Annotated in this window: 18 protein-coding genes; 14 read left to right on the forward strand and 4 right to left on the reverse strand. The window is 74.1% G+C overall.

Annotated features, from left to right (window positions below):
• The first annotated feature begins 561 nt into the window (after window positions 1-561).
• Entirely contained in the window at window positions 562-1,686 is a 1,125-nt protein-coding gene (locus AC3CHW_RS28615; protein WP_488468356.1) for a glycosyltransferase family 4 protein, read from the forward strand.
• A 128-nt stretch (window positions 1,687-1,814) separates the two neighbouring features.
• Here AC3CHW_RS28615 and AC3CHW_RS28620 read toward each other — a convergent pair whose 3' ends face one another.
• Together AC3CHW_RS28620 and AC3CHW_RS28625 are read right to left on the reverse strand one after the other, a co-directional pair.
• Window positions 1,815-3,503: a PucR family transcriptional regulator ligand-binding domain-containing protein gene (locus AC3CHW_RS28620; RefSeq protein ID WP_488468357.1), complete on the reverse strand. Its 1,689-nt coding sequence runs from the start codon at window positions 3,501-3,503 to the stop codon at window positions 1,815-1,817.
• A gap of 11 nt (window positions 3,504-3,514) precedes the next feature.
• Window positions 3,515-5,317, reverse strand: a complete 1,803-nt coding sequence (locus tag AC3CHW_RS28625; RefSeq protein WP_398610080.1) for a glycoside hydrolase family 15 protein — start codon at window positions 5,315-5,317, stop codon at window positions 3,515-3,517.
• Window positions 5,318-5,833: 516 nt separating this feature from the next.
• Here AC3CHW_RS28625 and pyrG point away from each other — a divergent pair.
• Together pyrG and AC3CHW_RS28635 are read left to right on the forward strand one after the other, a co-directional pair.
• Window positions 5,834-7,507: a CTP synthase gene (gene pyrG / locus AC3CHW_RS28630; RefSeq protein WP_488468358.1), complete on the forward strand. Its 1,674-nt coding sequence runs from the start codon at window positions 5,834-5,836 to the stop codon at window positions 7,505-7,507.
• A 145-nt stretch (window positions 7,508-7,652) separates the two neighbouring features.
• Window positions 7,653-8,279, forward strand: a complete 627-nt coding sequence (locus AC3CHW_RS28635) for an NUDIX domain-containing protein (RefSeq protein WP_176160930.1) — start codon at window positions 7,653-7,655, stop codon at window positions 8,277-8,279.
• A 201-nt stretch (window positions 8,280-8,480) separates the two neighbouring features.
• On the opposite strand, the gene AC3CHW_RS28640 is transcribed toward AC3CHW_RS28635, so the two are convergent.
• On the reverse strand, window positions 8,481-9,035 hold the full coding sequence (locus tag AC3CHW_RS28640) for a TetR/AcrR family transcriptional regulator (protein ID WP_277322922.1): 555 nt from the start codon (window positions 9,033-9,035) through the stop codon (window positions 8,481-8,483).
• 112 nt (window positions 9,036-9,147) lie between these two features.
• On the opposite strand from AC3CHW_RS28640, the gene AC3CHW_RS28645 reads away from it, so the two are divergent.
• The 11 genes from AC3CHW_RS28645 to AC3CHW_RS28695 all read left to right on the forward strand — a co-directional run bounded on the left by AC3CHW_RS28645 (window position 9,148) and on the right by AC3CHW_RS28695 (window position 20,991).
• The gene (locus AC3CHW_RS28645) at window positions 9,148-9,798 is read left to right on the forward strand and encodes an FMN-dependent NADH-azoreductase (protein ID WP_488468359.1); all 651 of its coding nucleotides are present in this window, start codon (window positions 9,148-9,150) and stop codon (window positions 9,796-9,798) included.
• Window positions 9,795-10,115: a DMT family transporter gene (locus AC3CHW_RS28650; protein ID WP_398609946.1), complete on the forward strand. Its 321-nt coding sequence runs from the start codon at window positions 9,795-9,797 to the stop codon at window positions 10,113-10,115. Before AC3CHW_RS28645 ends, AC3CHW_RS28650 begins: the two co-directional genes overlap by 4 nt.
• 118 nt (window positions 10,116-10,233) lie before the next feature.
• Window positions 10,234-10,716 carry an RrF2 family transcriptional regulator gene (locus tag AC3CHW_RS28655; RefSeq protein ID WP_398609947.1) on the forward strand — a complete coding sequence of 161 codons (483 nt, stop codon included), beginning with the start codon at window positions 10,234-10,236 and terminating at the stop codon, window positions 10,714-10,716.
• A gap of 78 nt (window positions 10,717-10,794) precedes the next feature.
• Window positions 10,795-11,250, forward strand: coding sequence for a carboxymuconolactone decarboxylase family protein (locus tag AC3CHW_RS28660; protein WP_488468360.1), 456 nt, complete (start codon window positions 10,795-10,797; stop codon window positions 11,248-11,250).
• A gap of 628 nt (window positions 11,251-11,878) precedes the next feature.
• Entirely contained in the window at window positions 11,879-13,987 is a 2,109-nt protein-coding gene (locus AC3CHW_RS28665; protein WP_488471199.1) for a tetratricopeptide repeat protein, read from the forward strand.
• Window positions 13,988-14,119: 132 nt separating this feature from the next.
• Entirely contained in the window at window positions 14,120-15,235 is a 1,116-nt protein-coding gene (gene ald, locus AC3CHW_RS28670) for an alanine dehydrogenase (protein WP_217197545.1), read from the forward strand.
• 383 nt (window positions 15,236-15,618) lie between these two features.
• Window positions 15,619-16,737 (forward strand): ParA family protein, encoded by a 1,119-nt coding sequence (locus AC3CHW_RS28675; protein WP_359328495.1) that lies wholly within the window; start codon window positions 15,619-15,621, stop codon window positions 16,735-16,737.
• Entirely contained in the window at window positions 16,722-17,303 is a 582-nt protein-coding gene (locus AC3CHW_RS28680) for a hypothetical protein (protein ID WP_488468361.1), read from the forward strand. The genes AC3CHW_RS28675 and AC3CHW_RS28680 overlap by 16 nt, the downstream gene beginning before the upstream one ends.
• Window positions 17,304-17,393: 90 nt before the next feature.
• Entirely contained in the window at window positions 17,394-18,899 is a 1,506-nt protein-coding gene (locus tag AC3CHW_RS28685; protein WP_488468362.1) for a segregation and condensation protein A, read from the forward strand.
• Window positions 18,900-19,204: 305 nt separating this feature from the next.
• Window positions 19,205-19,825, forward strand: coding sequence for an SMC-Scp complex subunit ScpB (scpB, locus tag AC3CHW_RS28690; RefSeq protein ID WP_187061425.1), 621 nt, complete (start codon window positions 19,205-19,207; stop codon window positions 19,823-19,825).
• Window positions 19,825-20,991 (forward strand): pseudouridine synthase, encoded by a 1,167-nt coding sequence (locus AC3CHW_RS28695; RefSeq protein WP_488468363.1) that lies wholly within the window; start codon window positions 19,825-19,827, stop codon window positions 20,989-20,991. The genes scpB and AC3CHW_RS28695 overlap by 1 nt, the downstream gene beginning before the upstream one ends.
• Before the next feature lie 75 nt (window positions 20,992-21,066).
• On the opposite strand, the gene AC3CHW_RS28700 is transcribed toward AC3CHW_RS28695, so the two are convergent.
• Window positions 21,067-21,429, reverse strand: coding sequence for a DUF952 domain-containing protein (locus tag AC3CHW_RS28700; protein WP_176160921.1), 363 nt, complete (start codon window positions 21,427-21,429; stop codon window positions 21,067-21,069).
• Window positions 21,430-21,473: the final 44 nt, after the last annotated feature.

The following is a 21,473-nucleotide window of genomic DNA, read 5'->3' on the forward strand; positions in this document are numbered from 1 at the left end:
AGCGGCCGGCTGGCCCGGCCCAGCGGCGGGGCGGGCACGGGCGGCGGCGGCGGGCGGTGGTGTCGGTCGCGTCCTGGCGACGGCGCTCGGGGGCGGAGCGACAGGACAGCCGAGGGGCGCCGCCCCCCGGCCCGTGGGGCGCCGACGCGGGCGCGCCGACTCGCTCGTGTGAGTGAATCCGCCGGCAACCGGACGGCGGGTGTGAGCAAAAAGGCGGAAACAGTGGTGCCGCGGCGCCGGCCACGGCTGGCATCCTGGGCGCGGCACATGTCACCCGCGCATGCCGCCCGCCGCACCCCGCCCCACCCCGTTCCGCCCCGCCTGCCCCCACGCTCGTGTCCGTCCCGCCCCGTGACGCCGCCACGCTACGCGCATCACTCGGCCCAAATCACCCTCAATCGCCCCCACCGTCACCCCCGGCACCCCGGCCCCGCGCCGAATGGTCGCCGGCCCCAGCGACTCCCGCCCGACCCGCTCGTCCTGTCCCGCCTGCCCGTCCCCAGCCGCCCGCACCCCACCGCGCCGTCCCCGCCGTGCCGTCAACCGAGGAGCAGTGCCCGCGTGAGCCCTACCGTGAGCAGCCCCACGGCGTCAGCGCCGGGACCCGGTGTGACGCACGCGGTCCAGGTGCTCGGCAGCGGGGCGTCCGAGAGCGGCGCGCAGGTGCGTTCGCTCGCGGCCGGGCTCGTGGCGCGCGGCCTGCGGGTGACCGTGTGCGGGCCGGGCGGCTCCGAGGCGGCCTACGGGTTCCGGGCGACCGGGGCGCGGTTCGTCCCCGTGGAGCCGCGCGCCAGCGCCGCGACGCTGACCACGCTGCGGACCGTGTGCGCGGACGCCGCGATCGTGCACGCGCACGGCACCGGCGCCGGCCTCCTGACCTCGCTCGCCCGTCGCGGCGGGACCGCGCCGCTGGTCGTCACCTGGCACGCCCGCTCCCCGGTCCACGGCGCCCGCGCCCACCTGCGGTACCTGGCCGAGCGGCGGGTGGCGCGCGGCGCCCGCGTCGTCCTGGGCACCTCGGCCGACCTGGTGGACCTGGCGCGCCAGCGCGGTGCCAGGGACGCCAGGCTGGCGCCGGTCGCGGTGCCGCCGCCCCCACCGGTGCCCCGGGAGGAGGACCCACGGCAGCGCAAGGCGCGGGCCGAACTCGGCGCCGTCGACCGGCCGTTGCTGTTCACCGCCGGCCGCCTGGAGGAGCGGCAGGGGTTCGACGTACTGCTCGACGCGGTCTGGGCCTGGCGCTCGGACGACCCGCCGCCCCTGCTGGCCATCGCGGGCGAGGGCCCGGAGCGCCTCCGGTTGCAGCGCCGGATCGACGCCGAGGGGCTGCCGGTGCGGCTGCTCGGCCGCCGCGACGACGTGCCCGAACTGCTGGCGGCGGCGGACGTGGCGGTGCTGCCGAGCCGTTGGGACGCGCGCCCGCACCTCGCCCACGAGGCGCTGCACGCCGGGGTGCCGCTGGTGGCGACGGCCGTCGGCGGCGTGCCCGACCTGGTGGGTGACGGCGCGGAACTCGTCCCGTACGGCGACCCCGAGGCGCTGGCCCGCACGGTGCTCGCGCTGCTCGCCGACCCCGCCCGGCGCGAGCGTCTGGCCGCGGCCGGGCGCGCGCAGGCCGCGCAGTGGCCGACCGAGGACGACGCGGTCGCGCATGTGCTGGGCGTCTACGACGAGTTGACGGGTTGATGCGCTGACACCCGTCCTGTTCCGCCCTGTTCCGACCCGCTCGGCCCGGACGGCCAACCCCGCGCACCCCCGCCCGCGCCGGTCGCCGCCCGCCCACCGCCGGGCGGACCGCCGCCGTGCCGCCAGGGTCACGGCAGGTGGCGGCGGGCCTGGAGGGCCAGGCTGAGGGCGAGCACGGTGCGCGGTTCGTCCAGGTCGGTGCCGAGCAGCCGGGTGATCCGGGCCAGCCGGTCGTAGAGCGTCTGCCGGTTCACGTGCAGGGCGCGCGCCGTCTCGGCCTTGCGCCCCGCGTGGGCCAGGTACGCCATGAGCGTCGGCAGCAGCGGTGGCTTGGCCGTCTGGTCGTGTTCGAGGAGCGGGCCGATCATGCGGTGCACGAAGGCCGCGAGGTCACCGTGTTCACGCAGGCGCCACAGCAGCAGGTCCACCTCAAGGCCGCGCACGTCGTGCCACGGCCGGTCCGGCAGCCCGCGCGCCGCGCTCGCCGCCGACGCCGCGTGCCGCAACTCGGCCCCGACCGCCTCCCAGCCGCCCACCAGGCCCACCACGACCACCGGCGGCCCCGAGCGCGCCCCGCGCTGCCCGAGGGCCGGCGCCCGCTCGGGCCAGGCCCGCTCGACGCCGGCCCGTAGCGCGCCCGCCACCCGCTCCGCGACCGGCGCCCGCTCGTCGGCCCCGCGCAGCCCGACCAGCAGCGGCACCCGCGCCTCCGGCAGGCGCACGCCCAGCAGCGCCGGCACGCCGACCGCGGCCAACTCCTCCCGCAGCGCCGCGGCGAGCGCCGCCCAGTGGTCGCCGCCGCCCAGCGGGGCCGTGGCGGTCGGCAGCGCCATCACCACCGGCAACAGCGGCCCGTCGCCCGGCCGGAAGCCCAACACCCGGGCCTGCGCGGGCGCGTCGGCCGCCGCGATCCGCTCCTCGGCCAGGTCGGTGAGGAAGTCGCCCCGGCCCCGCGCGGCCAACTCCTCCTCCTGTCGGGCCTGGAGCAGCACCAGGGCCAGCAGCGTGGCCGTGCGCTCGGCCGCGATCCGGTGCACCGGCGCGAGCGGCCCCGCCGCGGGCAGCACCACGAGCCGGGCCCGCACCGCGCCCGGCCCGGGGCCTCCGCCGGGCACCTCGACCAGCACGCTGCCGGCGGGTGGCTGCGGCGTCTCCAGGGTGTGGGCCGCGTCCTGGGTGGTTCCCGGGCGCCGGGCGCGCAGCCCGTCCCAGATCTGCAGCGGGTCGGCGAGCCCGGCCCGGCCGGTGGGCCCCGCCGCGTACAGCAGTCGGCCGTCCGCGGTCTCCAGGAAGACCGGGTTGTCGGCGAAGCGTGCGAACAGTCGCAGGATCTCCGGTACCCCGCCGCCGCGCAGCCGCACCTCGGTGCACTGCCGGTGCACCTCGTCGGCCTGGCGCAGCAGTGCGTAGTGCGCGTTGACCAGTTCGGTGTGGATCTCCTCGGTGACCGCCACGAACGGCACCTCGCGGTGGAGCTGGACCAGCGGCAGCCCCAGCGAGCGGGCGGTGTCCACGACGGCGGCGGGCAGCGCGGTGAAGCGCGAGCCCAGCTCCACCACGAGGGCCGCGATGCCGCGCTCGGCCAACGTGCGGACGTACGCGCGCTGTTCGGCCGCCCGGCTACCCAGTCCGATGCCGGTGGTCAGCAGCAGCTCGCCGCCCTTGAGCAGGGAGGCGATGCGCGGCGTCTCGCCCGCGTGCACCCAGCGCACCGGGCGCTGGAGTTCGCCCGGTGCGGTCAGGATCTCCGGCAGGCCACGGCGCAGCGCGGGCAGCTCAAGCGCCCGTGCCACGGTGATGGTGCCGGGCTCGGACACCGCGCCGGGGGTCAGCCGCCGTAGGCGCCGGAGGCGGTGAGCCTAAGCGCCGTGTCGATGAGGGGCACGTGGCTGAACGCCTGCGGGAAGTTGCCCACCTGGCGTTGGAGCCTGGGGTCCCACTCCTCGGCGAGCAGCCCGAGGTCGTTGCGCAGGGCGAGCAGGCGCTCGAAGAGCCTGCGGGCCTCGTCCACCCGGCCGATCATGGCCAGGTCGTCGGCCATCCAGAACGAGCAGGCCAGGAAGGCTCCCTCGTCGCCGGGCAGGCCGTCCAGGTTCTCGTCGCCGCTGCTGGTCGGGTAGCGCATGATGAACCCGTCCGGCGTGGACAGTTCGCGCTGGATGGCCTCGATGGTGCCGATGACCCGCTTGTCGTCCGGGGGCAGGAAGCCCATCTGCGGGATGAGCAGGAGTGAGGCGTCCAGCTCCTTGGAGCCGTAGGACTGCGTGAAGGTGTTGCGTTCCTTGTCGTAACCCTTCTCGCACACGTCGCGGTGGATGGCGTCGCGCATCTCGCGCCAGCGCTCCAACGGGCCGTCCGCGTCGCCGGCCTCGATGAGCTTGATGGTGCGGTCCACCGCGACCCAGGCCATCACCTTGGAGTGCACGAAGTGCCGACGCGGCCCGCGCACCTCCCAGATGCCCTCGTCGGGCTCGTACCAGTGCTTCTCCAGGTAGCTGATCAGCTTGAGCTGGAGGACGCTGGCGTAGTCGTTGCGGGCCAGGCCGGTCATGTGCGCCAGGTGCAGTGCCTCGGTGACCTCGCCGTACACGTCGAGCTGGAGCTGACCGGCCGCGCCGTTGCCGACCCGCACCGGCTGCGAGCCCTCGTAGCCCGGCAGCCATCCCAACTCGGTCTCGCCCAGCTCCCGTTCGCCGGCGATGCCGTACATGATCTGGAGGTTCTCCGGGTCACCGGCGACCGCCCGCAGCAGCCACTCGCGCCAGGCGCGGGCCTCGTCGCGGTAGCCGGTGCGCAGCAGCGAGGACAGGGTGATGGCCGCGTCGCGCAGCCAGGTGAAGCGGTAGTCCCAGTTGCGCACGCCGCCGACCTCCTCGGGCAGCGAGGTGGTGGGCGCGGCAACGATGCCACCCGTGGGCGCGTACGTCAGGGCCTTGAGCGTGATCAGGGAGCGGACCACGGCGTCCCGGTAGGGGCCGTGGTACGTGCAGTGCTCGACCCAGTCGCGCCAGAAGTCCTCGGTCGCCTCCAGGGACGCCTCGGGCTCGGGCAGCGGGGGCTGGCCCTTGTGCGAGGGCTCCCAACTGATCGTGAAGGCGATGCGCTCACCGGGCGAGACGGTGAAGTCCGAGTAGGTGGTGAGGTTCTTGCCGTACGTCTCGGCGCTGGTGTCGTGCCACACCGAGTCCGGGCCGGCGACGGCCACCGTGCGGCCCTCCACCTTGTGCACCCAGGGCACCACCCGGCCGTACGAGAAGCGCATGCGCAGCTCCGAGCGCATGGGGACGCGTCCGCTGACGCCCTCCACGATGCGGATGAGCTGCGGCGCCCCGTCGCGCGGCGGCATGAAGTCGATGATCCGCACGGTGCCGCGCGGGGTGTCCCACTCCGATTCCAGGACCAGCGAGTCACCGCGGTAACGGCGCCGGTCGGCGTGCGGCGCGGCGGTCTCGGCCGGGTGGGCCGGACCGAGTCGCCAGAAGCCGTGTTCCTCGGTGCCCAACAGCCCCGCGAAGATGGCGTGGGAGTCGAAACGGGGCAGACACAGCCAGTCGGCGCTGCCATCCCTGTTGATCAAGGCGGCGGTCTGCATATCGCCAATGAGTGCGTAATCTTCGATGCGCCCGGCCACGTGCATCCCCATTCGAACGGCCACCTCGCCCCGCGGGGCGTCTTGCGGTCTTACGGCTTTGGATCTTGGACGAGCTGGTACTCCGGAGGCAAACGGGGTTTGGTGCCACACCGGTCGGCTCGCAGCGTGCGTCCGTGCAGGATACGTCCCACGAGCTTGATCCGTGGGCAGAGTCCCACATGGTGGCCGCGGCCTGGTGCGCCGATCGGGTGGTGCGGTAGGGGCGGCTGCGGACGATGTGTGCGCACCATGTGCGCCCCGTGTCGAGGTCCGACGCTCCGGCGCAGGTCAGCGACTTCTCGGGCAGTCTGTTCCAGAAGCCGGGGCGGTCCCTTCGGGAGCGGCGACCCCGGCGCGCTGATAGCCTGGTATCCCGTGGAAACCGGTGGGCACCCCAGCGACATTTCGGGTGACCCCGGACCGCAGCGACGGCATCGCCCGACTTCGGGACGGTGTCGGACGCACCTCACTTCGCGATCCCACGGGAGCCCCCTCTTGGCACTGCCACCCACATCCATGACGACCAAGCACATCTTCGTCACCGGGGGTGTCGCCTCCTCCCTCGGCAAGGGGCTGACGGCCTCCAGTCTGGGTGCGCTGCTGAAGGCGCGGGGCCTGCGGGTCACCATGCAGAAGCTCGACCCGTACCTGAACGTCGACCCCGGCACGATGAACCCGTTCCAGCACGGTGAGGTCTTCGTCACCAACGACGGCGCCGAGACCGACCTGGACATCGGTCACTACGAGCGCTTCCTCGACGTGGACCTCGACGGCTCGGCCAACGTCACCACCGGCCAGGTCTACTCGCAGGTCATCGCCAAGGAGCGGCGCGGCGAGTACCTCGGCGACACCGTCCAGGTCATCCCGCACATCACCAACGAGATCAAGCACCGCATCCGGCGCATGGCCACCGACGACGTCGACGTGGTGATCACCGAGGTCGGCGGCACCGTCGGCGACATCGAGTCGCTGCCGTTCCTGGAGACCGTGCGCCAGGTGCGGCACGAGGTCGGCCGGGACAACGTCTTCGTGGTGCACATCTCGCTGCTGCCCTACATCGGCCCCTCCGGCGAGCTCAAGACCAAGCCGACCCAGCACTCCGTGGCGGCGCTGCGCAACATCGGCATCCAGCCGGACGCCATCGTGCTGCGCGCCGACCGGCACGTGCCCACCGCGATCAAGCGCAAGATCTCGCTGATGTGCGACGTGGACGAGGCGGCCGTGGTGGCGGCGATCGACGCCAAGTCGATCTACGACATCCCCAAGGTGCTGCACACCGAGGGCCTGGACGCCTACGTCGTGCGCAAGCTGGACCTGCCCTTCCGCGACGTCGACTGGACCACCTGGGACGACCTGCTCGACCGGGTGCACAACCCCGACCACGAGGTGACGGTCGCCCTCGTCGGCAAGTACATCGACCTGCCCGACGCCTACCTGTCGGTGACCGAGGCCATCCGCGCCGGCGGCTTCGCGAACAAGGCGCGGGTCAAGGTCAAGTGGGTCACCTCCGACGACTGCACCACGCAGGCCGGGGCCCACGAGCAACTGGGCGACGTGGACGCGGTCGTCATCCCCGGCGGCTTCGGCGAGCGCGGCGTCAACGGCAAGGTGGGCGCGATCCAGTACGCCCGCGAGGCCAGGATCCCGCTGCTCGGCCTGTGTCTGGGCCTGCAGTGCATCGTCGTGGAGGCCGCGCGGAACCTGGCGGGCATCGGCGGGGCCAACTCCACCGAGTTCGAGCCGGCCGCCACCGACCCGGTCATCTCCACCATGGCCGAGCAGCTCGACATCGTGGCGGGCGAGGGCGACATGGGCGGCACCATGCGGCTCGGCATGTACCCGGCCAAGCTCGCCGAGGGCTCCATCGTCCGCGAGGTCTACGCCGACCAGCCCTACGTCGAGGAGCGGCACCGCCACCGCTACGAGGTCAACAACGCCTACCGGGCCGAGCTGGAGAAGAAGGCCGGGGTCGTCTTCTCGGGCACCTCGCCCGACAACAAGCTGGTCGAGTACGTCGAGTACCCGCGCGAGATCCACCCGTACCTGGTCGGCACCCAGGCCCACCCGGAGCTGCGCTCCCGCCCGACCCGCCCGCACCCGCTCTTCGCCGGCCTGGTCAAGGCCGCCGTCGCGCGCCAGCGCGCCGCGGGCGAGCAGGCCGGCACCGAGGGGCGGACCAGCGCGTCGTAACGCCGCGCCGCACCGATACGGTTGCCGGGGTACGGGCCGCTCAGCGGCGCGTACCCCGGTGTCGTACCCGGGCCGCCGGCCCGCCCCGGCGGGCTCGCGCCGCGCGGCACCGGCGCAGCTCCACACCGCTCAGGAAGGCGCACAGATGGGCATCAAGGACACCGCTGAGGAATGGCGGGTCGTGGCGAGCAGCACGCCGTTCACCGGCAACAAGACCAGCGTCCGCACGGACGAGGTCGTCATGCCCGACGGGTCCACCGCGACCCGCGACTACCAGGTGCACCCCGGCTCCGTCGCCATCCTCGCCCTCGACGACGAGGACCGCGTGCTGGTCCTGCGCCAGTACCGGCACCCGGTCCGCCACAAGCTCTGGGAGATCCCGGCCGGCCTGCTCGACGTGCCGGGCGAGAACCCGCTGCACGCCGCCCAGCGCGAGCTGTACGAGGAGGTGCACGTCAAGGCCGAGGACTGGCGTGTGCTCACCGACGTCTACACCACGCCCGGCGGCTGCGACGAGTCCGTACGCATCTTCCTGGCACGCCAGATCTCGGACGCCGAAGGCGAGCGCTTCGAGGTCTCCGCCGAGGAGGCCGACATGGAGTTCGCCCGCGTTCCGGCCGCCGAGCTGGCCCGTGGCGCCCTCGCCGGCGAACTGCACAACAACTGCCTGGTGGTGGGCGTGCTCGCGCTGCTGGCCGCCAAGGCCGGCGACGGCCTCGACGCGCTGCGCCCGGCCGACGCCCCCTGGCCGGCCCGCCCGTTCGACGCCTGACGGCGGCCCCGGGCCGCCCGGTGCCCGTCACCGGGCAGATCGGTGGAGAGATCCCGAAAGATCCCGACGGGGGAGACCGGCGCCCTCGGCGAGCACCGTCCGCGTGCCCCACGGCCGACCGCCGGTCGCACCGGCCCCACTGGTCCCCGTGCACCCTCAGCCCGCTGGCCGGTCCTCGCCCGCTGGCCGGCGTGCCGGCGCTCAGCGGTCCAGGACGCGGGCGAGTTCGGCGAGCGCGGCGGTCAGGCGCGCCGGCGTGACGCCGCGCTCGCGCTGGTAGGCGAAGACGTCGGGCGCCAGCGGGGCCAGCAGGGCATCCGCCAGCGCGTCCGGATCGGCCACCCCGGCCGCGCGCAGCAGGGCCATGACGTGAGCGCGCCAGAAGCCGTAGGCGCCGGTGGCGTACCGCCTGGCGCCGGTCTCGGCCCCGAGCGCCAGGTGGACGTGGCGGTCGAGGAGTTCGACCATGGCCGCGTAGAAGGCGGCCAGCCGTTCGCGCGGCGGCGCCCCCGGGCCCAGCGGCGGCGGGCCCTGGAGCAACTCGTGTTGCAGGGCCTTCTCGTGCTCGTCCAGCAGCGCGGTGGCGATGGAGGCGACGTCCGGGTACCGCCGGTACAGCGTCCCCCGGCCGACGCCGGCGGCCCGTGCGATGTCCTCCATCGTGACGGTGCGCGGGTCCTTCGCGGCGAACAGCTCGGCCGCGGCGGCGAGCACTTTTTCCCGATTGCGAGCGGCATCGGCGCGTTCCTTGGTCACGGGGTCAGCCTAGAACCCTCTCCGGAATAAGTGGACGGCATGTCCAGTTGCTAGTCTTCGACCGCGCAACCGGACACCGTGTCCGCTTCGCCTGACTCCAGGGAGGCACCTCATGAGCTCCACCCTGCTGCACCTCGACGCGAGCGCGCGCCGCGCTTCCTTCAGCCGCGAACTGGGCGACGCCGTCGCCGACGCCTGGCGCGCGGCGCACCCGGACGGCACCTACCTCCACCGCGACCTCGCGCGCGAACCCGTCCCGCACATCGACGAGGCGTGGACCGAACTGTGCGACCACCTCCTGGAGCACCGGATCACTGACCCGCGCCGGTACCGGGAGGCGGTCCGCACCCCGGCCCAGGTCGCGACCTGGGCCGTCGTCGAGCCGCTGCTGGCCGAACTCCTCGCCGCGGACGTGGTGTTGATGGCCGCGCCGATGTACAACTTCTCCATACCCTCCGCCCTCAAGGCGTGGATCGACCAGGTGACCTTCCCGAAGATGTCCCTGGCCCCCCGCCGCTTCGTCGTCGCCCACGCCCGCGGCGGCGCGTACGGGCCCGGCACCCCGCGCCACCCGTACGACCACCAGGAGCGGTACCTGCGCGACTTCATCCAGGGGCACTACGCCGTCGACGACGTCACCTTCGTCGGCACCGAACTGGTCAACTCCCGCCTCGACCCCGCCCTGGCGGCCCGCCGCGCCCAGCACGACGACTCCCGGGCAGCCGCGCTCGCCGCCGCCCGGAAGCTGGGGAGCACGCTGTGAGCTGGCTGTTGCTGCTGGCCGCCGGTGCCGTGGAGGTGGCCTGGTCGCAGAGCATCAAGCCCACGGCGGGCTTCACCCGGCCGTTGCCCACCCTGGTCTGCCTCCTCCTCGCCGCCGGCGCCGTCTACCTGCTGTCGCTGGCGATGCGGGACCTGCCGGTGGGCACGGCATACGCGGTGTTCACCGGGATCGGCGCCATCGGCGCCATCGCCCTCGGTATCGCGCTGCACAAGGACCCGGTGAGCGCCGGCCGGGTGGCCGCGCTGGCGCTCATCATCGCCGGTGTCGCCCTCGCGCGCGTCACCTCGCCCGAGTAGGGAGGCCGGGCGGTCGAGGCGCGCCGGGCGGTCGAGGCGCGGGGAGGTGGCCGGTGTGGTCGGACCAGCCGCCTCCCCGGCGTTGATTGCCGAAGATCCTGAATGTTTAATGTCGAGTATGCAGATGAGCGAGGGCGTCGAGTGGGCCCTGCACAGTTGCCTCAACCTCGCCTGGGCGGAGCACCAGGCCGTGACGGCGCGGAAGTTGGCGGCGTTCTACGACCTGCCGCCGGCGTATCTGAACCGGCAGCTCCAGGCGCTGGCCCGCGCCGGCATCGTCGCGTCGACCTCCGGGCCGCGCGGCGGCTTCCGACTGGCGCGGGCGCCGGAGGAGATCACGCTGCTGGACGTCGTGGTGGCGATCGAGGGCGGGCGAGACGCCTTCCGGTGCCAGCAGATCATGCGCGACGGGCCCGGCGGGCGGTCGGACGTCGACTACCGCAGGCACTGCCTGGTCTCCCAGGCGATGAGCCGGGCGGAGTTGGCGTGGCGCCGGGAACTCGCCGCCCAGACGCTCGCCGACATCAGGGACTCGGTCGAGGAGAAGCACCCTGACGCGCCACGGACGGCGCGCAACCGCCTGGCCCAACCCGCGCGCTGAGCCGCGTCAGGCCGTGCCGCGGCCCTCGCGGCGAAGATCCTGAATATTTTTTGTTCAGAAACGAAAGGACCCACCGAGATGCAACCTCGCATGGCGAACGTGTACAAGCTCGCCGGCCCTGGCTACCAGGCCCTGGCCGCGATGGAGGAGTTCCTGCGCGACAGCCCCGCGCCCGACGACATCCTGGAACTGGTCCGCCTGCGAGTCAGCCAGATCAACGGCTGTTCGCTCTGCGTCGACATGCACGCACACCGGGCCAGCGACGCGGGCGAGACCAACGACCGGCTGTGGTCGGTCGCCGCGTGGCGGGACGCGCCGTTCTTCACCGACCGGGAACGCGCCGCGCTGGCGCTCGCCGAGGCGGTCACGCGCATCGCGGACAACCCCGAGGGCGTGCCCGACGACGTCTGGGACTCCGCCGCCGGCCACTTCGCCCCGGACGTGCTCGCCGCCCTCGTGATGGCCATCGCGTCCATCAACGCCTGGAACCGCGTCAACGTCGCCGCGCGACTGGTGGCCGGTTCCTTCCGTTGAGGGCCTGACACCCAGCGCTGAACCCCGCCGCTGGGCGGGGCGCCCACCACGGCGGGCGCCCCGCCCAGCGGCACCGGCGCCGCGCCCGACGCGCCCCGCTCGGCGCCGGCCTGACGGCCCGACAGGAGCGCGCGGTCGCTGCCCGAGGACTCGCGGCCCGGCGCCGATCCGATCAGGTGACGTTCGGCGTACGCGGCCCGCCGAGGCCGCCCGCCGCGCGGGGGTCGGTGAACTACGCTCGTCTCGCCCGGCCGCGCCCGCGGCCGGCGTATGCGCAGGACTGGGTCTCCCCGCGCACGGCGGGGAATAAGGAGCGTGGCCCGTGGCGGAGCAGGCGGTGGACACCCGGGGGGACGTCCCGCCGGAGGAGCTCGCGACACCGCAGTCAGAGGTGCTACCGGGGGACGACATACGAACCCCGCGGCCCGACCCTGACCCCGCCGCCGCGCCGCACGCGCCCGCGGCGGAGCCGGCGGCGACAGCGGAGCCGGAGCGCACGGCCGCGCGCGCCCCGGGCGCGGAACCCGCCGAGCCCGCGAGCCCGCCGCCCGCCTCCCGGCCACCCGCCGCGAAGGCACCCGCGCCGGCGTCCGCGAGCCGCGCCCCGGGCCGGCCCGGGCCGGCCGCGCTGCCCAGCGGGTTCACGGGACGCCGGCAGGAGCTGGCCTCGCTGCGCGCCGACATCGACCGGGCCGGCCTGGACACGCTGGCCGGCCGCAAGGCCCCGCGCGGCCGGGTGCTGCTCATCGCGGGCCGGCCGGGCTCCGGCCGTACGGCGCTCGCCGAGGCGTTCATCGCGCAGGTCGCCGACCGCTACCCGAGCGGGGTGCTGCGCGCCGGGCTGACCACGCCCGACGGCGAGCCGGTGCCCGTCGCCCGCGCCGCCCGCGACCTGCTCACCGCGCTCGGGGTCGGCGCGCCGCCGGGCGCCGACGAGGACGAGCTGACCGAGGCGCTGCGCGCCGCCCTCGCCGGGCGGCGCGCGCTGCTGCTCCTGGACGACGCGGACAGCGCCGAACAGGTCGACGCCCTGGTGCCGGACGCGCCCGACTGCCTGGTCCTGGTGGTCAGCCGTGGCCCGCTGACCGGGGTGCCCGACGTGCGGCCGTGCACCGTCGGCGGCCTGGACGGGCAGGCCGCCATCGCGCTGCTCACCCAGTACGCCGGGCCCACGCGGATCACCGTCGACCCGGTGGCGGCCAGCACCGTCGTCGAGGAGTGCGGCGCGCAGCCCGCCGTGCTCGCGCTGGTCGGCGGCTGGCTCGCGGCCCGCCCCATGGCCTCGGTCTCGGACGCCGCCGCGCGGCTGCGGGAGCTGTCGGCCGAGGCCGGCTCCGAGCACTCGGGGCGCCCGCTGGCCCGCGCCCTGCGCCTGGTGCACGCGTCGCTGCCGGCGCGGACCGCCCGGCTGCTGCGGCTGCTCGCGCTGGCCCCCGGCGGCTGGGCCGACGCCCACACCGCGTCGGCGCTCGCCGGCTGCTCCGTACCCAGCGCCCAGGAGACGCTGGCCGACTTCCTGGCCCACGGGCTGCTGCGCCCGCTGCCCCCCGAGGGCGCGGCCCGCACCGGCGCGCGCGACGTGATGCCGCCCCGCTACCAGGTGCCCGGCTGCCTGATGCCCGGACTGACCGCGCTGCTGCACGAGCACGAACGGGCCGCCGAGGTCGAGTTGGCCCGGGCGCGCATGCTGGAGCGCTCCGTACGGTTGTTGCACTCGGCGCACCTGGCCGCGGCGCCGGACGGCGAGGCCAAGGAGCAGCAGAGCGCCGAACTCCCCGCGGCGCTGCGCTTCCCCGACCGGGCCGAGGCCGCCCGGTGGCTGCGCTCGCGCCAGCCCGCGCTGCTGGCCGCCGCCCGCCTCGCGGCCGGCGACGGCGGCCTGGACACGCTGGCCAGGCGGCTGCTGTCGGCGCTGACGCACGCGCTGGCCGCGCACCGCGGCGCCGGCGGCGCGGCGCCGGAGCTCTACGAACTGCACGGGTTACTGCTCGACGTCGCCACGCGCAGGGACCTGCCGTTGGAGCGGGCGGCGGCGCTGTTGAACCTCGGCGACCTCGACGCGCGGGCCCAGCGCGCGGACGCGGCGCTCGCCCGCTACCGGGGCGCCCTCAAGGCCGCGCGGGTGGCCGACGACCCGTACTCCATCGGCCGCGCCCTGGAGTCCATCGGTGCCACCTACCACGAGCTGGGCGACTGGGACCGGGCCGCCGACTGGTACCGGCGCGCCCTCGAACTGCGCCTGACCCGGCGCGAGCTGGCCGACCAGGCGCGGCTCTACGGGCGCCTTGGCACGGTGCACGCGTGCGCCGGCCGCTGGAGCGAGGGGTTGCGCGGCTGGCGGGCCTCGGCCGCGGCGCGACGCAGGCTCGGCGACCAGGCCGGTTACGCGCGGGCGTTGGCCGAGGTGGCGCGGGTGTGGGAGTTCGCGGGCCGGCCGCGCGAGGCGCTGCGTACCTGTCAGGAGGCGTTGGAGCACGCGCGGGAGGCGGGGGACGCGCGGGCGCTCGCGGCGGTGCGGCTGCGGCTCGCGGACGCCCTGCAGCGGCTCGGCGACCAGCCGGCCGCGGAGTTGCACCGGCGGGAGGCCGGCCGGCTGCTCGGGCCGCGAAATCCGCGCAGGGTACCGGCGACCGCTGAAGCCGTACCGGAGGCCGAAGCGGAGGGTGCTGGAGAGCCGGTCCATAGGGGCAAGCCGGACTCGACCTGCGAAACCAGCAGCACTCCCCGGCAAGATTGATGCAATGCAAGGCTAGACAGCGCGACATCCTTCATTAGACTGGGATTACCGCGACCGCCACGGTCGTTTCCGGTATGCACATGCATTGCCGATATTGTCCGGAAAATCCCAGAATCAAGGACCGTGATCGACGTGAAGGTCGGCATCCCCCGCGAGGTCAAGAACAACGAGTTCCGGGTGGCCATCACCCCCGCTGGCGTGCACGAGCTCGTGCGCCATGGCCACCAGGTCTTCATCGAGCAGGGTGCCGGCCTCGGCTCCTCGATCGCGGACGAGGAGTACACCGGCGCCGGTGCGACCATCCTCGGCACCGCGGACGAGGTGTGGGCCACGGCCGACCTGCTGCTCAAGGTCAAGGAGCCGATCGCGGAGGAGTACCACCGCCTCCGCAAGGACCAGACCCTCTTCACCTACCTCCACCTGGCCGCCTCCCGTGAGTGCACGGACGCCCTCCTGGAGTCCGGCACCACCGCCATCGCGTACGAGACCGTGGAGACCGCGGGCCGCCAGCTTCCGCTGCTCGCGCCGATGTCCGAGGTCGCCGGACGGATCGCCCCGCAGGTCGGCGCCTACCACCTGATGCGCTCGGCCGGTGGCCGCGGCGTGCTGCCCGGCGGCGTCCCCGGCGTGCAGGCCGGCAAGGCCGTCGTCATCGGCGGCGGCGTCTCCGGCTGGAACGCCACGCAGATCGCGGTCGGCATGGGCTTCCACGTCACGCTCCTCGACAAGGACATCAACAAGCTGCGCGAGGCGGACAAGGTCTTCGGCACCAAGGTGCAGACCATCACCTCCAACGCGTACGAGCTGGAGCGCGCGGTCCTCGACGCCGACCTGGTGATCGGTGCCGTCCTGATCCCCGGCGCCAAGGCCCCGAAGCTCGTCACCAACGAGCTGGTGTCCCGGATGAAGCCCGGAAGTGTACTTGTCGACATTGCGATCGACCAGGGCGGCTGCTTCGAGGACTCGCACCCGACCACGCACGCCGAGCCGACCTTCCCGGTCCACAACTCGGTGTTCTACTGCGTCGCCAACATGCCCGGCGCGGTGCCCAACACCTCCACCCACGCCCTCACCAACGCCACGCTGCCCTACATCGTGGAGCTGGCGAACCGCGGCTGGCGCGAGGCGCTGCGGCGCGACCCCGCGCTCGCCAAGGGCCTCAACACCCATGACGGCCAGGTCGTTTACGGCCCCGTCGGCGAGGCGCACGGCCTGGCCACCGTCGAACTGAGCGCCCTGCTCGGCTAGATCGACGCCGAGGAACGCAACACCGAATCCGTGGCCGGGTCTTGCCGTGTGGCGAGGCCCGGCCACGGGTGCGTGCGACGCGCCCGGGGAACCGCGCGATCCGGTGCCGTGTCAACTCGCCTTGAACGTAACTTTTCAGCCGCTATGGGCGGCTGGGAATCCTCGACGCGAGGCGCCTCCCACCCTTGACATCCGGGTGTTCCCTTGCCGACACATCGAGCCGGGTCCGGTGGATTGTGTTGCTGCGAACCGCCGACACGCCATAGAGTCGCCAATCGTCGGCATGGTGTCACGCTGACCAATCGAGAAATTTCCTGGTCACCAAGGAGGTAGGACGACTTGTGGTTGAGTCGACATTTTCTCCCGGGGGTGGTCAACCAGGAATGGGTGCGCGGGGCCAGAGTCCCTCGGGGCAACCGGCTGTCGGCTCCGTCGCTGTCCACACCTTCGCTGCCCACCAGAGCATGACGAGAGCCCACCAGAGCATGGACGGCCAACACGTGAACGCCATGGCCGGCGAGCAGGGCGGGACCGACCCCGCGACCTTCGCCGACTACGACGCAATGCCCGAGGGGCGCTTCTACGACCCCGACGCCGAGTACGAGCCCGATCCCGAGTACGCGGCCACCCTCGCGCCCGACGCGGCCCGTCAGCGTCGCGAGCGCATCGGCCCCACCGGGCGCCCGCTGCCGTACTTCCCCATTCCGGGACCGCTCACCGAGCACGGCCCCGCGAAGATCATCGCGATGTGCAACCAGAAGGGCGGGGTGGGCAAGACCACCTCGACCATCAACCTGGGTGCCGCGCTCGCCGAGTACGGCCGCCGCGTGCTGCTGGTGGACTTCGACCCGCAGGGCGCCCTGTCGGTCGGCCTCGGCGTGAACCCGATGGAGCTCGACCTCACGGTCTACAACCTGCTCATGGAGCGGGGCATGTCGGCCGACGAGGTGCTGCTCAAGACGGCCGTGCCCAACATGGACCTGCTGCCGAGCAACATCGACCTGTCGGCGGCCGAGGTGCAGTTGGTCAGCGAGGTGGCCCGCGAGTCCACGCTCCAGCGCGCGCTCAAGCCCCTGCTGGCCGACTACGACTACATCGTCATCGACTGCCAGCCCTCGCTCGGCCTGTTGACGGTGAACGCGCTCACCGCCGCGCACAAGGTCATCGTGCCGCTGGAGTGCGAGTTCTTCGCGCTGCGCGGTGTGGCGCTGCTCACCGAGACCATCGAGAAGGTCCAGGAGCGGCTCAACCCCGACCTGGAGCTGGACGGCATCCTCGCCACGATGTACGACTCCCGCACGGTGCACAGCCGTGAGGTGCTCGCGCGCGTCGTCGAGGCGTTCGACGACCACGTCTACCACACGGTCATCGGCCGCACCGTGCGCTTCCCGGAGACGACGGTGGCCGGCGAGCCGATCACCACGTACGCGTCCAACTCCGTCGGTGCCGCCGCCTATCGCCAGCTTGCCAGGGAGGTGCTCGCCCGGTGTCCCGCCGAGTGAGTCTGCCCGGAGCCGACGAGCTGTTCCGTACCACCGGAGGCACCGCCCTCCAGGCGTCCTCTCCGCGCCGCCAGGCGGGCGGCGAGGAGCGGGCGCTGCCCGCCGACGGCCGGGCCCGCGTGCCGGCCCCGGCGTCCGAGGGGGACGCCGAGGCGGCACGGCGCGCGGCCGAGGCCGACGAGCGGGCCGGCGCCGGCCACGAGGGCCGGGACGGGCACGAGAGCGGACCGGAGCAGCCGGGCGAGCGCCGCGCGTCGGCCGCGCAGGAGCGGCCCAAGGGGCGTCAGGCCCAGGAGGGCCCGACCCCGCCCGCGCAGACGCGTCGCCGCGGCCGGGCCGCCGGCCGCCGGCCCAGCGGCCGGGAGCGCCACGACGAGAAGATCACGGTCTACGTCTCCGCCGAGGAGCTGATGGACCTCGAACACGCGCGCCTGGTGCTGCGCGGTGAGCACGGCCTGGCCGTGGACCGCGGGCGCATCGTCCGCGAAGCGGTCGCCGTCGTCCTCGCCGACCTGGAGTCGCGCGGCGACGCGAGCATTCTCGTGCGCCGGCTGCGCGGTCGCTGACCGGCGCGGAGATCCCGCACATCGCAGGGTGGCGGCGGTAACCTGCCCGCTCGTACGGGCCTTTCGCCCGCCCCCGCACCTTGGACCCCCATGCCCACGAACGACGACCCCGCCCCGGCCCCGCCGCCGCGCACCCCGCGCCGCGGCCTCGGCCGGGGCCCGGGCACGCACCAGGGCAGCACCCCACCGCCCCCCGGCACCGCGACCGCCGGGACCGCCGCGCGCCCTGAGCCCGTCGAACCCGCCGGCACCCCGGAGCCTCTCGCTCCTGCCGCATCCACCTCACCTGCCGCGTCCGCCGAACCCGCTGAGTCGCCGCGGGAGGCCGCGCAGGAGCAGGCCGGCCACGCGGGGGCCACGGAGCCGCGCGCGGGCGCTGACGGCGCCGCCCAGGCCCCGCACGGGGACGCCCCACCCCAGCCGCCCGGCGCCGACGCACCGCGGCCCGCTCCCGACACGCTTCCGGCGGCGCCCGGCGACGAGGCCGTACCTCCGGGTGACCTACCTCTGGACGACGTATCGCCGGGCAACGTACCGCCGGGCGCGGAACCCGAAGCGGAGGCCGTCAAGGCGGCGGACGGGGCCGGGGAGCCACCCGTCGACGACGGCCGGTTCACGGTCCGCCTCGCCAACTTCGAGGGCCCCTTCGACCTGCTGCTCCAGCTCATCTCCAAGCACAAGATGGACGTCACCGAGGTGGCGCTCTCGCAGGTCACCGACGAGTTCATGGCACACATCCGCGCCATGGGACCGGACTGGGACCTCGACCAGACGACGGAGTTCCTGGTGGTGGCCGCGACCCTGCTCGACCTGAAGGCGGCCCGGCTGCTGCCGTCGGCCGAGGTCGAGGACGAGGCCGACCTGGCCCTCCTGGAAGCCAGGGACCTGCTGTTCGCTCGGCTGCTCCAGTACCGGGCCTACAAGCGGATCGCCGACATCTTCCAGGAACGGCTGGACGGCGAGGCCCGCCGCTACCCGCGCACCGTCGGCCTGGAGGCGCACCACGCCGAGTTGCTGCCGGAGGTGGTGATCCGGATAGGAGCGGACGGCTTCGCGAAGCTGGCCGTGAAGGCGATGCAGCCCAAGGCCAAGCCGCAGGTGTACGTCGACCACATCCACGCGCCGCTGGTCAGCGTCAGGGAACAGGCCGAGGTCGTGATCGCCCGGCTGCGCCAGCTCGGCGCGACCGACTTCCAGACCCTGACCGCCGACGCCCCCGACACCCTCACCGTCGTGGCCCGCTTCCTCGCCCTCCTCGAGCTGTACCGGGAGCGCGTCATCACGCTGGACCAGGAGGAGGCGCTCGGCGCGCTGCTCGTCCGCTGGACCGGCGCGGAGGGGGAACGGCCGCGCGTCACCGACGAGTTCGACCAACAGCCGGGCGAGCGCGAGTCGGCCACGCCCGCGCCACCGGCCGCCGACCCCGAGCCGGCGCCCCGTACCGCGGAGCCGGACCCGGGCGGGGCGGCGGACGAGCGGCCGACCGGCACGAACGCGGCAGCCGGTACGAGCGCGGCGGGGCCGGCCGACCCGGGCGCGGCCGACCAGCAGCCGGGAGGGCCCGGACCAGGTAGCGAGTGGGAGGCGCGGCGATGACCGAGCGGGACGAGGCACCGGAGCGGCAGGCGTCACGGGAGCCTGCCGACCGCGCGGCGCGGGCGCCGGGCGGTACGGACCCGGCCGAGGCGTACCCCACCCAGGGTCCGGACGCGGCACGGGTGGCCGACCTGGACGCGCCGTACGCGGCCGACCCCACCGAGCCCACTGATCCCGCCGACGCCGACCCCGCCGCCCCTGCCGACGCCGACAACGCCGGAGACGCCGGGGACGCCAGGGACGACGGAGACGCCAGGGACGCCGGGGGAGAGGCGGAACCCGACGGCGCCGGCGCCGCGGAGGGGGTGGCCGGGCTCGCGTTGCGGCCCGCGTTGGAGGCCGTGCTGATGGTGGTCGACGAGCCGGCCACCGAGGAACACCTGGCCAAGGTGCTCGGCCGGCCCCGGCGCGCGGTGGCCGACGCGGTACGGGAGCTGGCCGACGAGTACACCCGCCAGGGGCGCGGCTTCGAGCTGCGCCTGGTGGCGGGGGGCTGGCGGTTCTACACCCGGCCCGAGTACGCAGCGGCCGTCGAGGGGTTCGTGCTCGACGGCCAGCAGGCCAGGCTCACCCAGGCCGCGTTGGAGACGTTGGCCGTCGTCGCGTACCGTCAACCGGTCAGCCGTTCGCGTGTCTCCGCCGTACGCGGAGTGAACTGCGACGGCGTGATGCGGACCCTCCTGCAGCGCGGTCTGGTGGAGGAGGCGGGCACGGAACCCGAAACAGGTGCGATCCTGTACAGGACGACGAACTACTTTCTGGAGCGGATGGGCCTGCGGGGCCTGGACGAGTTGCCCGAGCTGGCACCGTTCCTGCCGGAGGTGGACGCCGTCGAGGCGGACTCGCTTGAGGGGGTCCCCTCGTTCGACCCGGACGCACCGGACGACGCAGACACCACGACGGCCCACTCGACAACGGAACCTTGATGCGAAGCAGTGACAGGAACAGCGGCGGCAACCGGAACCCTCGGAGCGGGGGTGGCGGCAGGCGTGACGACAAGCCACGGCGCTCGGGCACGCCCCGGCCCGAGGAGCGCCGCTACGACGTCGGCAGCACGGGGCAGTCGGGCGCGAACCGGCCGGGCGGCGTCGGCGGCGGCGGTGGCAAGGGCGGCCCGAAGGCGGGTGGCCGCGGCGGCCCGGCGGCCGGCGGTCGCGGTGGCGCCCCGGCCGGCGGTCGCGGTGGCGCCCCGGCCGGTGGCCGTGGTGGCGCCCCGGCGGGCGGTCGCGGTGGCGCGGCCGGGCGGCCCGGCGGCAGCCGAGGGCGCTCCGTCCCGGCCCGCCCGCGCGAGCTGGACGCCCAGATCGAGGAGCGCAACCGGGCCCGGCACGACAAGCCGAAGCTCAACCTGCCCAAGACCTTCGGCGACCAGGACGGCGAGCGGCTGCAGAAGGTCCTCGCCCGGGCCGGCATGGGCTCGCGGCGCGCCTGCGAGGAGCTGATCGACCAGGCCAGGGTCGAGGTGAACGGGCAGATCGTCACCGAGCAGGGGCTGCGCGTCGACCCCGAGAAGGACGAGATCAAGGTGGACGGCCTGACCGTCGCCACCCAGTCGTACCTGTTCTTCGCCCTCAACAAGCCCGCCGGCGTCGTCTCCACCATGGAGGACCCGGACGGCCGCCAGTGCCTCGGCGACTACGTCACCAACCGCGAGACCCGGCTCTTCCACGTCGGGCGCCTCGACACGGAGACCGAGGGCATCATCCTGCTCACCAACCACGGCGAGCTGGCGCACCGCCTCACCCACCCCCGGTACGGCGTGAAGAAGACCTACCTCGCCGCGATCCAGGGCCCCATCCCGCGCGACCTCGGCAAGCAGCTCAAGAACGGCATCGAGCTGGAGGACGGGTACGCCCGCGCCGACCACTTCAAGGTCGTCGAGAACGTCGGCAAGAACTACCTGGTCGAGGTCACGCTGCACGAGGGCCGCAAGCACATCGTGCGCCGCATGCTCGCCGAGGCCGGGTTCCCGGTCGAGAAGCTGGTCCGCACGAACTTCGGCCCGATCCCGCTCGGCGACCAGAAGTCGGGCTGGCTGCGCCGGCTGACCAACACCGAGGTCGGGATGCTCATGCGCGAGGTGGACCTCTAACCACGCCGCACGGCCCGGGGCCCGTGCGCGGCGCGGGCGGGCCAGCCGGCCCGCGCCCGGCGTGGCCGGCCCCGGTCACGACCAGGGCCCGAGCGACACCGCGCGCCCCTCCTCGTCCCGCTTGACCTCCATCATCCCGGCCACCGCGGTCCGGTTGACGTGCCCGTACACGTGCGGGAACCGGGTCGTGGCCGGCACGCCGGGCGGTGGCGCGGGGTCGGCGGCCTCCCAGCGCACCATCACGTCGAGCTTCCCCTCGTCGATGAGCAGCACCATCAGCGGGCCGACGGCGTACCGGAAGCGTGCCGTGGCCACGGCCAGCGTCGTGGCCTCGTCGGGCGAGCAGTGCACGAATCCGTCCTCGGCGAGCGAGCGCGGGGCGTACGGACGGTCGGGCGCGACCAGCCAGTCGTCCAGGGGAACCACGTGGTAGATCATGCGGAACGTTCTACCGGAACCGGGGCGCTTCGTACCCCCTCCGC

The sequence above is a fragment of the Streptomyces sp. MGP-BFMKR1 genome, from assembly GCF_057766585.1.